The following is a 14,155-nucleotide window of genomic DNA, read 5'->3' as shown; positions in this document are numbered from 1 at the left end:
GCGGTCGCGCCAGTGCAGCCGCACCTGCGCCGCGCTGGCGGCGGGCGCGTGCTGCGCGTCGAGCTGATCGAAAAGCGCGGCCAGCGAGACGCGCGTGATGGCCGGCGTGAGCACTTGCGCGTCGAGGCGCGAAATCTCGAGCAGGTCGTCGAGCAGCACGCCCATGAATCCGGTGCTCTCCTGCAACCGCAGCACGGCCGGGCGCTGCGCCTCGGTGGCGCTGGGCAGCAGGCCGTCGATGAACAGGCCCATGGCATGCAGCGGCTGGCGCAGGTCGTGGCTCGCGGCGGCCAGGAAGCGCGCGCGCGACAGCGCGGCCTGCTCGGCCTCGGCCATGCGCTGCAGCGCGACGGCGGTGGCCTCGCGTACGCGCTCCTCGCTCACCTGGCGGTTGTATTGCAGGCGCTCGGCGAGGCGGTCGATGTCGTGCGCGAGCACGGCCAGCTCGTGCGTGCCGCGCGTGCCGCCTTCGACCACGTCGCAGCGCACCTCGAAGTGGCCGGCCTCCAGCGCCGCCACCGTGCGCGACACGCGCCGCAGCGGCCGCGCCACCGTGCGCGCCATGTGGCGCACCGAGGCCCACGCCGCCAGCAGCGCGACCAGCGCGATGCCGATGCCGGCGATGAGCGAGCGACTGCGCTCGTGCGTGTAGGCGGTGGTGTCGCGGAAGGTCTGCACCAGCCCGATGGGCGTGTCGCCCGCCGTGGTGGAGCCGGCCGGCGCGAAGGCGCTGGCGCGCGAGGCCTCGCGCAAGGTGACGGGCGCGCTGAACATGCGCAGCTGCGCGAGCGATTCGTTCTTCGGCCCAGCCGTGACGTACACGCCGGCGCTGTTGCTGATCTCCACCCGCGTCACCTGTCCGCCGCGCAACGCCGCCGAGGCCACGTTCTGCAGCGCCGGCAGGTCGCCCGCGTACAGGCTCAGGTCGGACATGGCCGCCACCTGCTTCGCCACCGCCTGGCCTTCGGCGTCGAAGGCGGCTTCGAGCGTCTGCAGCCGGTTGTGCGTGAACCAGCCGGTGAGCGCCAGCGCCACCGCCGCGCAGGGCACGACGCCCAGGCGGAACAGGTCGCGCTGCAGGTTGCCGCGCACGACGAGCGAGGCGGCGGCCGGTGGGGGAGGGGGCGGTGGCGATTCGGTCGCCGTGGCCGCTCCCGCCGCCGTCGGGCGGGACAGCGGGCCTGGAGGGACCGGCGTGGTGCTCATCGCGGGGCTGCGAGTCGTTCGGTGAGCTCCCGTTCCTCCGGCGGACGCAGGCCGAGCCCGCGTGCCACGGTCGCGTTGATCCGCACGGTGGCCGGCGTGGCCGCCTCCACCAGCGGGCTGTTGCTGTTGCCGGTGCTGCCTGCGCTGGCCACCTTCTGTCCGAGCTGGCGCGCCTGTTGCGCGAGCTGGCCGGGCGTGGAGACCGCCGCCGCCAGGCCGCCCGAGCGCACCAGCCCCTCGCTGGCGCCGAACACCGGCAGGCCCGCGCCGGCGCCGGCATGCAGCACCGAGAGCGTGGCCGCCTGGCTGTCGCCGATGAGGTCGGGCAGCACCATGAGGGCGTCGCTGCGTGGCACCAGCGCGCGCAGCGCGGCGGCGAGCGAGCGCGCGTCGGGCGCGATCTCGACCTGCAGGTCCCAGGCCGGGTTGGCGTTCTGCGCGGCGCGCTGCAACTCGCGCACCAGCGGCTCGGATTCGGGCGTAGCGATGACGCCCAGGCGGCGCTTCTGCGGCAGCACGGCGTTCACCAGCGCGAGCTGGTCGGCCATGGCCGGGTCGCGCAGCAGCACGCCCACGCGCCGGTCGCCGCGCCGCAGGGCAGTGGGGCTGGCGGCCTTCAGGGTCTCGTAGTCGAGCCGGCTCAGCATTGCGAGCACCAGCGGCTCGGCGCCGGGGCGTTCGAGGGCGGCGCGCGCGGCGGCGGTGCCCACCGCCACGGTGAGGCCCGCGTCGCTCGCGGTGCGCAGGCTGCGCGTGCGTACGCCGGTGTTGGCGGCGGGCTCGGTGTCGGTGCTGGCCGGCTCCGCGGCCGGGGCGCCCGGTCCGATGCGCACGAGTTCGAACTTGCCGGAGGCCGGCTGGCCGGTGCGCAATTGCTGCACGAACTCGGCCGATGCGGCCTGGTCGTCGCCGACGAGCACCGTCAGCGTGGCCGCCGATGCCACGCGCGGCGCGGCGGCCAGGCACAGCACGAGACCGAAGGCCAGCAGCGCGTGGACAGCACGGTGCACTCTTCCGGAGAAAAGCGGAATGGGAGGGTTCACAGCGACGGACATGGACTGCTTTGTGCAGCGAGAGGCAATGGTCCAATGTAAGGACGCGCCCTGTTTCCCGCGATAAGGCGGAGGGCTTATGCCCGCATGCGCGAGGGCCTGCGCGTGTGAGGAAGATCACACCGCGGCGGCTGCTTGGTCTATGTCCGACGGACTACCCGGCGCCTACAGGGAAGGTACCGTGTCAGAGGCCCGCGGCCACCATCAGCGCGGCCGCGCGCTGCGCCTGGATCGCCTGGCGCAGCACGCGCGGCGACACCGGCTTGTAGAGCACCGCGATGCCGGCGGCGGCCACCTCGCGCAGGCGGTCGGGCTTGGTCTCGCCGGTGACCAGCAGGCGCGCGGTGCCGGCGCCGATGCCGTTTGGGTGGCGCTCGAGCGCGGCGATCACATCGAGGCCGTTGTCGCCGCCCTGCAGCAGCAGGTCGCTCACGACCACGTCGGGTGGCGTGTCCCAGCCGTCGGCCAGCGCCAGCGCTTCGGCGCGGGTCTGCGCGGCCAGCACCGTGGCGCCCCAGTTGCCGAGCACCACGCTCAGGCCTTCGAGGATCGTGCGCTCGTCGTCGATGACGAGGATGCGCAGGTCCGCCAGGCTGGCGCCGTTGTCGTCGGCGGCGGTGACCAGTGTGGGCGCCGGTGCCACCGGCGCCGGCAGTGCGGCGGGCGCGGCGCGCACCTGCACGCGCACGCAGGTGCCCTTGTGCAGGCGCGAGCTGAGCTCGACGCGCGTGTTCAGCAGCTCGGCCAGCCGCTGCACCGTGGCCAGCCCCAGGCCCATGCCGCGCGCGCCGCCGGGCGCGTTGCTGCGGCTGGCCGGCTCGACCTGGTAGAACTCCTCGAACACCCGCGCCTGGTGGTGCGCGGCAATGCCCACGCCGGTGTCGACCACGTCGATGCGCACGCCCTTGCCGCGGGCGCGCGCGCCGATCAGCACGCCGCCTTCGACCGTGTGGCGCAGCGAGTTCGACACCAGGTTGTTCAGGATGCGCGAGAGCATCACGTAGTCGCAGCGCACCCACAGCTCGGTCTTGCGCACCACCAGCCGCAGGCCCTGCTGCTCGGCCACGGGGCGGAAGTTGCGGCTGATCTCGTCGAACAGACGGTCCAGCGGAAAGTCGGCCCACTGCGGCTGCAGCACGCCGGCGTCGAGCTGCGACAGGTTCAGCAGCTCCGAGAACAGCCGGTCGAGCGAATCCACGCATTCGCGGATGTGGCCGATGCGCTGCAGCTTCACCGGGTCGGTCTCGCCATTGGCCAGCCCGTCGGAGAACAACGTGAGCGCATGCAGCGGCTGGCGCAGGTCGTGGCTGGCGGCGGCCAGCAGCCGCGTCTTGGCCTGGCTGGCCACTTCGAGCAACTGGTTCTTGCGCGCCAGCTCGGCCGTCGCCTCGTTGATGCGGCTTTGCAGCAGCCGGTGGCTTTCGGCGAGCGCGCGCGCCGCCTGGTTGAAGCCGTGCTGCAGGTGGCGCACCTCCGAGGTGCCTTCGATCGCCACGCTGGCGGCCTCGCCCGCGCCGAGCCGGTCGACCGCCTCGCCCAGTGCGCGGATCGGCTCGCTGATGCGGCGCGCCGCCCACCAGCCGGCCAGCCCCACGCCCAGCAGGCTCATGGCCAGCACCAGCGCTACGTTGAGCCAGACCGAGCGGCGCGCGCTCTGCACCGCGTCCAGCCCGATCTCGACCATCACCTTGCCGTTGTGGCGCCCGTCGTCGCTGACGATCGGCACCACCACCTGCAGGCCCTCGCCGCGGCGGCGGTCGACGGTCTCGGAGTTGGCGACGATCTCGCCGTCTTCCGTCCAGATCTGCACCTGCTGCACGTGCGGCTGGTAGGTGCCCGTCTGCGCGGTGCGCGCCAGCGCGCGGCGGTCCATGCGCGCCAGCGGCGCCTGCGCCACCGTGGCCACCTGCAGCGCCACCGTCTGCGCGTTGGCGCGCATCAGCTCGGTGAGGTTGCCCAGGTGCTGGCGCGTGAGCACCGCGATGGCCACCAGCGTGGCCGCCGTGGCCGGCACCAGCGCCAGCAGGATCAGCTGCTGGGCGAAGGTGAGGCGGGCCAGCCCGCGCAGGAGGCGGAAGTTCCAGTTCATGAAGGCCTTGAACGCATGGGGCGCGAGCTTAGGGCCACGGCCCCGAACAGGGAAGACCGGAAAAACATCACGAGAAAGACTCGCATTTGGGATGTAATGGCGTCCGCGTCGCCCATGTTAGACCCCGCCGGCTCGCCGCGGGCCCCGTGTCTTCCGCTCCTTCCATGCACGCCTTCTTGCGTCGTTTCGGCAGTTTCCCCGGCACCGGCCGCCGTGCGGCCCTGGCGCTGGCCATGGGGCTCCTGCTGCTGCCGCTGCTGGCGGCGGCGCAGGCTGCGGCGCCCGCCGCGGATGCACCGGTGCGCTTCGGCATCCTGCCGCTGGGCGGTGCCTTCGAGTCGCGCAGCGACTGGGACCCGCTGCTGGCCGAACTCAGCCGCGCCATCCAGCGGCCGGTGAGCGTGCTCTCGGTCAATTCGTACGAAGCGCTGGAGCAGGCCATCCAGCGCGGCGAAGTCGACATGGCGTTCCTGTCGGGAAAGATGGCACTCGATGCCGTGAGCCAGAAGCGCATGAAGGTCGTGGCCCAGGTCGTGCGGCACGACGGCCTGCCCGGCTACCGCGGGCTGCTGCTCACGCGCAAGGCGCCGCCCTTCAACACGCTGAAAAACCTCGTCGACCAGCCCGAGCGCTGGCGACTGGCGCGCGGCGAGCGGCAGTCGGTGTCGGGCTTCATCGTGCCGCAGCTGCAGTTCTTTCTGCCGAACCACATCGTCATGGAGACGCGCTTCCTGAGCGAGGTGGTCGGCACGCACCAGGCCAACGCGCTGGCCGTGGCCAACAACGAGGCCGACGTGGCCACCAACAACTCGGCCGATTTCGAGCGCTTCAAGCTGCGCTTTCCGGCCGAGGCGCAGCGGCTGCAGGTGCTGTGGGAGTCGGAGCTGATCCCGCACGCGCAGATCGTCGTGCGCCGCGAGTACCCGCCCGAACTGCGCCTGCGCGTGCAGGCCTTCCTGGTCGCCTACGGCCGCGGCAAGGGGCCGCGCGGCGACGCCGAGCGCGTGGTGCTCAAGTCGCTGCACGACCTGGCCGGCTTCGTGGCCGCCGACAACAGCTCGCTGCTGCCCGCCGCCAAGCTGGCCTACCAACTCGCCATGCAGAACGCGAAGACCGCCCAGTGGGTCAACGACGCGGCGCGCCAGGCGCGGCTGCAGCGCCTGGAGAGCGGCTACGCCGAGCAGCTCGCCGTATTGAAGGATGTGAGCCCTTGAACCGCCGGACCCTGCTTGCGCTGGCCCTGTCGTCGTCGCTGATGGCGCCATGGCCGGCGGGCGCGCAGCCCGCGCCGACGCCCTCCACCAAGAGCACGCCGGTGATCAAGGAGGTGCGCTTCGGCGTGCTGCCGCTGGGCGGCACCGTCGAGTCGCGTGCCTTGTGGACGCCGCTCATGGCCGACATGAGCCGTGCGCTGGGCCTGCCCGTCAGCGCGTACTCGGTGCCGTCGTACGAAGAGCTCGACCGCGCCATCGGCCGCGACGAGATCGACATGGCCTTTCTCTCGGCCAAGATGGCGCTGGACGCCGTCATGCAGCGGCGCATGAAGGTGGTGGCGCAGATCGCGCGGCGCGACGGCATGCCCGAGCACCGCGCCGTGCTGCTCGCGCGCAAGACCGGGCCGCTCAACACGCTCGAGGTCCTGCTGGCCCAGCCCGAACGCTGGCGGCTCGCGCGCGGCGACAGCCGCTCGGTCACCGGCTTCATCGTGCCGCAGAGTCAGCTCTTTCTGCCCAACCAGATCGAGATGGAAACCCGCTTTCGCAGCGAGTTCGTCGGCACCCACCAGGCCACCGCGCTGGCCGTGGCCAACGGCGACGCTGACGTGGCCACCAACAACACCACCGACTTCGAGCGCTTCCGCCAGCAGTTCCCGGTCGAGGCCGCGCGGCTGCAGGTGATCTGGGAGTCCGAGCCACCGCCCGGCGCGCAGATGGTGGTGCGCCGCGACTACCCGCCCGAGTTCCAGGCGAAGCTGCAGGCCTTCCTCGTCGGCTACGGCAAGGGCAAGGGTCCACGCGCCGACGCCGAGCGCGAGGTGCTGAAGAACCTGCGCGCGGCGTACGGCTACGTCGCGGCGGACGACAGCGCGCTGCTGCCGGAAGCGAAGCTCGAATACCAGCTGGGGCGCCAGCGCGCGTTGTCGGCGGCGTGGGTCAACGATGCGGCGCGGGAGCAGCGGCTGCAGCGGATCGAGAAGGCGTATGCGGCGCAGGTGGAGGCGCTGCGCGGTTCTGCCGCGCCTCGCTGAAGCCGCCGCGGCGCTGCTTCATTCCCGGGGCCGTGTCCTTCGACGTGCTCTCCCTGGCCATCTACTCCCTTTGCCGTACGCAAATCGCCACCGTCTAGGCCATTAGACGGATTTGCCCGCAGCCCCCCGCGCCGGAAACTTCGTGTTTCTTCTTTCTTCCCGGCACCCTTGCCGTTGACGGAGTGCGGATGAGTTGGCGAACCAAAGTGGTCTGGAGCGAGGGGATGCTGTTGCAGCCTCAGCACCTGCAGCAGAGCGAGCGCCATGCCGATCATGCGCGGCATGTGCTGTTGCGCACCACCACGCCCTACGCCTGGGGATTCGCCGAAGTCGAGATCGACGCGGCGGCGCTCACGCTGGGCAAGCTGGCGCTGGTGCGGGCGGTGGGCATCTTCGGTGACGGCACGGTGTTCGACATGCCGGCGGTCGATCCGCTGCCTGAGCCCATCGACATTCCTGCGTCCATGCGCGACGAGGCCGTGGTGCTGGCGCTGCCGCTGCGCCGCGCCGGGGCGCGCGAGGCCGATGCTGAAGAATACGAAGAGCTGGTGCGCCACCGCGTGTTGGAGTCGGACGTGCCCGACTCCAACACGGCCGGCGAGCGCACCGCGATGCTGCAACTTGGCCAGCTCCACACGCGCCTGATGCGCGCCAGCGAAGCCACCGACGCGTGGGCGACCTTGGGCGTGGCCCGCGTGGTCGAGCGCCGGGTCGACAACCAGGTGCAGCTCGACCGCGCGATGCTGCCGCCGCTGCTCGACGTGGCTGGCCATGCGGTGATCCGCGCCTGGCTCGACGAGTTGCTGGGCCTGCTGCGCCAGCGCGGCGAGGCGCTGGCCGGGCGCATGACGCAAGGCGGCACCGGCGGCGTGGCCGAGATCGCCGACTTCATGTTGCTGCAGGCGGTGAACCGCAACGAGGCGATCTTTGCGCACCTGGCCAAGAGCGCGATGCTGCACCCGCAGCATTTCTTCGAGCACGCGCTCGGGTTGGCCGGCGACCTTGCGAGCTTCCGCGACACGCGCCGCGTGGCGCGCTTCGGCCCCTACATCCATGACGACCTGGCACTGAGTTTCCGTCCGGTGATGGACGACCTGCGCCGCAGCCTGTCGATGGTGTTCGAGCAGTCGGCGATCCGCATCGACCTGCACGACCGCAAGCACGGCGTGCGCGTGGCGGTGGTGACCGACGTCGAGCTGCAGCGCAAGGCGACCTTTGTGCTGGCGGTGAGCGCGAACATGCCGAGCGAGGCGCTGCGCGCGCGCTTCCCCACGCAGGTGAAGATCGGGCCGGTCGAGCGCATCCGCGATCTCGTGAACCTGGCGCTGCCCGGCGTCACGCTGACGCCGATGCCGGTGGCGCCGCGCCAGATTCCCTTCCACACAGGCGCCAACTACTTCGAACTCGAAACGCGCAACAGCGACCTGTGGCGCCAGCTCGAGCAATCGGGCGGCATCGCGATGCACATCGCGGGCGATTTCCCCGGCTTGGACCTCGCGTTCTGGGCCATTCGTTCCTAGCCGCCCCCGGCTGACGGAAACGGAACATCACCATGAGCACCCCTCCCGACCCCTTCGCCGCCTTCGAGTCCGAGCGCACGGTCATCAAGCCCAAGCCGCGCACGCCGGGCGGCGCGCCGCCGGCCGCTGCACCCGCGCCGTTCTTCGGCGGCGCCGATCCGACCCCCGTGGCCGAGGTGGGCGAGATCGGCCTGCTCAATCCGTTGGTCTCGGCCGCCGGCAAGCTGCTGGTGCTGATCGGCAAGCTGCGCAACCTCGCACAGCCGCCCAACGTGCCGGCGCTGCGCGCGTCCACCGCCGATGCGGTGAACCAGTTCGACGCCGCGGCGCGCCGCGCGGGCGTGGGCAACGAGTCGGTGCTGGCCGCGCGCTATGTGTTGTGCACCGCGCTCGACGAAGCCGTGGCCAACACGCCCTGGGGCGTGCAGGCCGGCTGGAACAAGCAGAGCCTGCTGGTGCAGTTCCACAACGAGACCTGGGGCGGCGAAAAGGTGTTCCAGCTGCTGGCCAAGCTCGCGCAAGACGTGCCCACGCACCGCCAGCTGCTCGAGCTGATCTACAGCGTGCTCGCGCTCGGCTTCGAGGGCCGCTACCGCGTGGTCGACAACGGCCGTGCGCAGCTCGACTCGGTGCGCCAGCGCCTGGCTGATCTGATCGCCAAGGACCGTCCGGCCGTCGAGCCCGAGCTGTCGCCGCACTGGCGTGGGCAGGGTGCGGGCACCGTGCGGCTGCGCGAGTCGCTGCCGCTGTGGGTGTTCGCGGCCGGCTTCGCGCTGCTGCTGGCGCTCGCGTGGTTCGGCCTGCGGCTCACGCTCAACCACCGCTCCGACACCACCTACGCGGCCGTGTCGAGCCTGCGCGTGCCGAACATCCAGATCGCACCGCCCGCCGCGCCGGCCAAGTCGCCGCGGCTCGCGCGCTTCCTGGAGCCCGAGATCAAGCAGGGCCTGGTCACCGTGACCGACGAGGCCGACCGCAGCGTGGTGCGGCTGCGCGGCGATTCGTTCTTCGGTTCGGGCAGCGCCGAGCCGATGGCGGCCTCGCTGCCGGTGCTGCGCCGCATCGGCCAGGCGCTGGCCGAGGTGAAGGGCGAGGTGCTCATCACCGGCCACTCCGACAACCAGCCGATCCGCTCGCTGCGCTATCCGTCGAACTGGCACCTGTCGGCCGCGCGCGCCGACGCGGTGAAGGGCGCGCTCTCCACGCTGGTCGAGCCCGCGCGCATGCGCTCCGACGGCAAGGCCGACGCCGAGCCCGTGGTGGCCAACGACACGCCGGCCAACCGCGCGCGCAACCGCCGCGTCGACATCGTGCTGCTGACCGAACCCGAGCGCCTCGCTGCTGCACCGGCTGCTCCCGTTCCAGGAGCGACGAAATGATCAAGAAAATCTTCGGCTTCCTGTTCAGCCCGCTGCTGCTGACGCTGCTCGCGCTGATCGTCGTCGCACTGCTGATCTGGTGGATCGGTCCGCTGGTGAAGATCGGCTCGCTCGCGCCGCTCGAAGGCGAGATGACGCGCGCCATCGTCATCGGCGTGATCGTGCTCATCGTCGTGCTGCGCGCGATGTACCGCCGCTGGCGCGCGCGCCGTGCGAGCCAGCACCTGACCGACGGCCTCATGAAGGCGCCGGCCGCCAAGACCGGTGCACCGGTCGACGGCGAACAGAAGATCCTCGACACGCGCTTCAGCGAAGCCGTCGCCACGCTCAAGCAGATGCGCCTGCATGCCGCCGGCAAGAAGCCGGGCTGGCGCGACTGGCTGTCGATCTCGGGTGGCAGCTACCTGTACGACCTGCCGTGGTACGTCTTCATCGGCGCACCGGGCGCGGGCAAGACCACGGCGCTCGTCAACTCGGGCCTCTCGTTCCCGCTGGCCGAGAAGTTCGGCCCCGGAGCGATCCGTGGCGTGGGCGGCACGCGCAACTGCGACTGGTGGTTCACCGACGAAGCTGTGCTCATCGACACCGCCGGGCGCTACACCACGCAGGACAGCCACCAGTCGGAAGACAAGAGCGCGTGGGAAGGCTTCCTGGGCCTGCTGAAGAAGGCGCGCCCGCGCCGCCCGCTGAACGGCGTGTTCCTCACCGTGAGCGTGGGCGACCTGCTGAGCCAGGGCCCCGAGGCGCGCACGCAACTCGCGGCCTCGATCCGCGCGCGGCTGCTTGAGCTCGACAGCAAGCTCACCACGCGCCTGCCGGTGTACGTGCTTGTGACGAAGAGCGACCTGCTCTACGGCTTCACCGACTACTTCGACGACCTCGGCAAGGAGCAGCGCGCGCAGGTCTTCGGCTTCACGCTGCCGGCGGACGAGGACGTGCAGCGCGAAGAGAAGGCCCTGTCGACCGCCTTCAACCGCGAGTTCGCCTTGCTGCACAACCGCGTCAACGACGGCCTCATCGCACGCATGCAGCGCGAGACCGACGGCACGCGCCGCGCGGCGATCTTCGGTTTTCCGGCGCAGTTCGGCTCGGTCGGCCCGCTGCTCTCCGACTTGCTCGAACAGGTGTTCACCGGCTCGCGCTTTGCGCAGCCGCCGTGGGTGCGCGGCGTGTACTTCACCAGCGGCACGCAAGAGGGCAGCCCGATCGACCGCGTGATGGGCAGCCTGGCGCGCAGCTTCGGCATCGAGCGCGCCATGCTCGCGCCACAGAAGTCGAGCGGACGCAGCTACTTTCTCACCGCGCTGCTGCGCGAGGTGGTGTTCCCGGAGCAGCGCCTGGCCGGTGCCGACGTGAAGCTGGAGCGCCGCCGCAACACGCTGCGCCTGGCGGGCGTGGCCGCGATGACGCTGCTCACCGTCGGCCTGCTCGCGGCCTGGGGCTACAGCACCTGGCAGAACCACAACTACCTGAAGTCGGTCGAGGCGCGCGTCGAGCCCGCGCAGAAGACGCTGGCCGCGCTGCCGACGCGCGTGCAGAACCTGGTCGAGGTCGCGCCCGTGCTGCAGGGCCTGCGCGACATCTGGAAGACGCCTGACAACCGCCAGGGCGACGAGCCGCTGTCGATGACGCTGGGCCTGTACCAGGGCGACAAGCTCGATGCCGCCGCGATGCTCACGCACCAGCGCGCGCTCAACGACGCCTTCCTGCCGCAGATCGCCAAGCGCATCGAGGACCAGTTGCGCACCGCGCAGAAGGACAACCTCGAGTTCACCTACGAGGCCCTCAAGAGTTACTTGATGCTCTATCAGCCCGAGCGCTTCGACCCCGAGGCGCTGAAGGCCTGGATCACGCTCGACTGGGCGCGCAACCTCGACCGTGGCATTCCCGAAGACCAGCGCAAGGCGCTCGAAGACCAGCTCGATGTGCTCATTGCCCAGGGCCCGCCGCGCTCGCCGCTGAAGATGGACGAGAACCTGGTGCGCAGCGTGCGCGCCGTGCTCGCGAGTTACCCGCTGGAGCAGCGCGTGTTCAGTCGCCTCAAGCGCCAGCGCGCCACCAAGGACATCCCGGGCTTCAGCGTGGCGCAGGCCACCGGTCCGTCGGGCCCGCTGGTGTTCGAGCGCATCAGCGGCAAGCCGCTGAGCGAGGGCGTGCCCGGCATGTTCACCTACGACGGGTACCACAAGCGCTTCCAGAACGAGGTCGTGGTGCTCACCGGCCTGCTCGCCGCCGAAGACCCGTGGGTGCTCGGCCAGGACCGCAACGCCAGTGAACGCCTGCGCGACGCCGCGGCGCTCGGTGCGCTCACCGACCGCGTGCGTCGCCTGTACCTCGAGGAGTACGTCAAGCAGTGGGAGGCGCTGTTGGCCGACGTGCGGCTGATCCGCGTCAGCGGCCTGGAGAAGAACATCGAGACCGCGCGGATTCTCTCGGGTGTCGATTCGCCGCTCGCGAACTTCCTGCGTGCGGTCGTCAAGCAGACCACGCTGATTCCCGCGGCCGATGCCAACAAGGACGTGGTCAGCAAGGCCACCGAGACCGTGCGCAACACGCGCAAGGGCCTGGAAGACCTGTTCGGCAGCGACCCTGGCAAGCAGGTGGCGCCGGGCAAGCGCATCGAGAGCATCGTGGACGACCGTTTCGAGTCGCTGCGCCGCTTGGTCACCGCGGGCGGCCCGAACCAGCCGGCGCCGATCGACGACGCGCTCAAGCTCTTCAACGAGGTGTACGTGTACCTCAACGCCGTCGACACGGCCGTGAAGGGCCGCACCTCGCCGCCGCCGGGCGACGTGGCCGGCAAGCTCAAGTCGGACGCGGGCCGCCTGCCCGAGCCGGTGCGCAGCATGATCGAGAACCTGAGCCAGACCGGCGCCGCGCAGGCACAGGTGGCCGAGCGCGGCAACCTGAGCCAGGACCTGCGCCCCGTGACCGAGTTCTGCAACCGCGCCATCGCGGGCCGCTACCCGTTCGTGCAAAGCAGCAAGCGCGATGTGCTGCCCGAGGACTTCGGCCAGATGTTCGGCGCCGGCGGCCTGATGGACGACTTCTTCCAGAAGCGCCTGGCCGCGCTGGTCGACACCAGCACCCGGCCGTGGCGCTACAAGCCCGTGGCCGAGCGCGGCGCGATCACCACGCAGGCGCTGGCGCAGTTCGAACGCGCGGCGCGCATCAAGGACATCTTCTTCCGCGGCGGCGGTCGCGGGCCGTCGATGCGGCTGGACTTCAAGCCGGTGGAGATGGACGCGGGCATCACGCAGTTCATCCTCGACGTGGACGGGCAGCTGGTGAAGTACGCGCACGGGCCGGTGGTGCCGATGGCGGTGCAGTGGCCGGGGCCGAAGGGGAGCAACCAGGTGCGCGTTCAGGTGAGTCCGCCGTCGACGACGGGGAGTTCGGGGTCGGCGATGGATGGGCCTTGGGCTTTGTTCCGTACCTTGGACGATGGGCAACTCGAAGCGGGGGATGCGCCGGAGAAGTTCTTCATTACCTTCCAGGTGGGGGCGCGGAAGACGCGGTTCGAGGTGACGACGAACAGCGTGCAGCATCCGATTCGGTTGAAGGAGTTGCGGGAGTTTTCTTGTCCGGAGGGGTTGTGAGTCTGGCCTCTTCTTCTTCTCTCTTCGTCTCCTCTGAGTTGCCGGGGTGGTTTGGCAAGCTGCCGGGGATGGGGGACTTTGCGCATCGGCGGTTGCCGGAGTCGTTTCGCTCTGTCTGGGACCCGTGGTTGCAGCGCGGGCTGGCGCGGCTGAGGGATCGGCATGCGGATTGGACTTCTCACTACCTGGAGGCGCCGGTGTGGTGCTTTGCGCTGGGGGCGCAGGTGGTGGGGGAGCGGGGGTGGATGGGGGTGTTGATGCCTTCGGTGGATGGGGTGGGGCGGTATTTTCCGTTCACTCTGGCTGTTGAGTTGGATGAAGGCGTGTCTGGTGCGCTTCACGGAGAGGCGCTCATTGCTGCGCTGCGATGGTGGGCGTTGGGGACTCAGGCTGTGTTGGAAGGGCTTGAAGGGGATTTGGATGCGCTGCGGTTTGATGCGGCGTTGAGTCGGTTGTTCGTGGGTGTTGCTGCTGAACCTTCCGCTGATGATCGGTCGCTTGAGTTGCCACTGGCTGGGGCTTCGCTTTGGATGGAGACGCCTGGCTTGGAAGGCGGGGTTCGGATGTTGGCTACGGGGCTTCCTCGGGATGTGCAGTTCGAGGCCTTGTTTCTTGGGGGTGGGGAATGAGGGCGGTGCTTTCTTTTCCTTCCCGAGGCCGGGAGTTCCGCCCGGCGGCGGACTCACTTTCTTTTGCTTCGCCAAAAGAAAGTAAGCAAAGAAAAGGCGACCCCACTGTCTGCGACCCCTGCGCTTCGCTACGGGGCAACCTGCGGTGCTCGCGTTTCGCGGGGTCTCGCAGAACTCGCTTCGCTCAAACAGCTGCGAGCCCTGATCCGCGAAACGCTGCGCTCCTCGGCGCAGCCAGAGGGGAGGGGGAACTCGGGCCGTCGCTGCGCTCGGCCCTGCAATACCAACAGCCCAATCCAACGCCCATGCGCGCGGCTTCGCCTGCGCGCATTTCTCTGCGGACGCCACTGCCAATCCCCGCTGCAGCAGGCGCAAAGCGCCTGCTGCAGCCCACTGGCCGAGCGAAGCGATGGCCCGCTGGTATCCAAAGCCC

General features: G+C 70.3%; 9 protein-coding genes. 6 read left to right on the top strand and 3 right to left on the bottom strand.

Features of this window, described 5'->3' with window-relative positions; all coding sequences use genetic code 11:
* From VBO01S_RS27665 to VBO01S_RS27655, 3 genes are all read right to left on the bottom strand, one after another.
* Nucleotides 1-1,206: sensor histidine kinase (locus tag VBO01S_RS27665; RefSeq protein WP_255221220.1), on the bottom strand; the 1,206-nt coding region annotated here is incomplete at its 3' end.
* Nucleotides 1,203-2,216 (bottom strand): ABC transporter substrate binding protein, encoded by a 1,014-nt coding sequence (locus tag VBO01S_RS27660; RefSeq protein ID WP_255221219.1) that lies wholly within the window; start codon nucleotides 2,214-2,216, stop codon nucleotides 1,203-1,205. The genes VBO01S_RS27660 and VBO01S_RS27665, both read right to left, overlap by 4 nt.
* Before the next feature lie 226 nt (nucleotides 2,217-2,442).
* Nucleotides 2,443-4,347, bottom strand: coding sequence for an ATP-binding response regulator (locus VBO01S_RS27655; RefSeq protein WP_062481391.1), 1,905 nt, complete (start codon nucleotides 4,345-4,347; stop codon nucleotides 2,443-2,445).
* A gap of 164 nt (nucleotides 4,348-4,511) precedes the next feature.
* Here VBO01S_RS27655 and phnD (VBO01S_RS27650) point away from each other — a divergent pair, with 164 nt between their 5' ends.
* The 6 genes from phnD (VBO01S_RS27650) to tagF all read left to right on the top strand — a co-directional run bounded on the left by phnD (VBO01S_RS27650) (nucleotide 4,512) and on the right by tagF (nucleotide 13,722).
* Entirely contained in the window at nucleotides 4,512-5,561 is a 1,050-nt protein-coding gene (gene phnD / locus VBO01S_RS27650; protein WP_062481390.1) for a phosphate/phosphite/phosphonate ABC transporter substrate-binding protein, read from the top strand.
* On the top strand, nucleotides 5,558-6,595 hold the full coding sequence (phnD, locus tag VBO01S_RS27645) for a phosphate/phosphite/phosphonate ABC transporter substrate-binding protein (protein ID WP_255221218.1): 1,038 nt from the start codon (nucleotides 5,558-5,560) through the stop codon (nucleotides 6,593-6,595). Before phnD (VBO01S_RS27650) ends, phnD (VBO01S_RS27645) begins: the two co-directional genes overlap by 4 nt.
* Nucleotides 6,596-6,783: 188 nt before the next feature.
* Nucleotides 6,784-8,115 (top strand): type VI secretion system baseplate subunit TssK, encoded by a 1,332-nt coding sequence (gene tssK / locus VBO01S_RS27640; protein WP_062481388.1) that lies wholly within the window; start codon nucleotides 6,784-6,786, stop codon nucleotides 8,113-8,115.
* A 32-nt stretch (nucleotides 8,116-8,147) separates the two neighbouring features.
* Nucleotides 8,148-9,494, top strand: a complete 1,347-nt coding sequence (locus VBO01S_RS27635) for a DotU family type VI secretion system protein (protein WP_062481386.1) — start codon at nucleotides 8,148-8,150, stop codon at nucleotides 9,492-9,494.
* Nucleotides 9,491-13,093: a type VI secretion system membrane subunit TssM gene (tssM, locus tag VBO01S_RS27630; protein WP_062481384.1), complete on the top strand. Its 3,603-nt coding sequence runs from the start codon at nucleotides 9,491-9,493 to the stop codon at nucleotides 13,091-13,093. Before VBO01S_RS27635 ends, tssM begins: the two co-directional genes overlap by 4 nt.
* Nucleotides 13,090-13,722 carry a type VI secretion system-associated protein TagF gene (gene tagF, locus VBO01S_RS27625; RefSeq protein WP_062481382.1) on the top strand — a complete coding sequence of 211 codons (633 nt, stop codon included), beginning with the start codon at nucleotides 13,090-13,092 and terminating at the stop codon, nucleotides 13,720-13,722. Before tssM ends, tagF begins: the two co-directional genes overlap by 4 nt.
* The last annotated feature ends 433 nt before the right edge of the window (nucleotides 13,723-14,155 follow it).

Origin of the sequence: Variovorax boronicumulans NBRC 103145, from assembly GCF_001591345.1 — a bacterium.
Taxonomy (GTDB): Bacteria; Pseudomonadota; Gammaproteobacteria; order Burkholderiales; family Burkholderiaceae_C; genus Variovorax; species Variovorax boronicumulans.
The sequence above is the reverse complement of the archived record's forward strand: the minus strand, read 5'-3'. Positions and strand labels throughout refer to the sequence as shown.